This window comes from Paenibacillus agri, from assembly GCF_013359945.1.
Taxonomy (GTDB): Bacteria; Bacillota; Bacilli; order Paenibacillales; family Paenibacillaceae; genus Paenibacillus_AQ; species Paenibacillus_AQ agri.
Map to the genome: position 1 here is coordinate 1 of NZ_JABWCS010000054.1, position 243 is coordinate 243.

The 243-nt window shown below is 47.7% G+C and carries 1 pseudogene; it reads left to right on the forward strand.

From position 1 onward, the window contains the following. Positions 1-243: pseudogene (locus HPT30_RS31260) on the forward strand (IS110 family RNA-guided transposase); the annotation flags it as partial.

Consider the following 243-nt stretch of genomic DNA (forward strand, 5'->3'; position numbering starts at 1 on the left):
CCGAGAGACGGTTACCAAGCGCCTCAACGCTGCGGTTAATCAGATTCATCGCTGGGTAGACATTGTTTTCCCTGAACTTCGCCAGGTCTTTAAAATCCTTACTTGCACCAGTGCAATCGCAACACTCAGACTCTTCCCCCTGCCTGAAGAGATCCGTCTGTTAAATACGGAACAGGTTCTTGGCGGTTGGAAGCAATATGTAAAGCGTCATGCTGGAGTTAAACGTGCTGAGTTACTTATTTC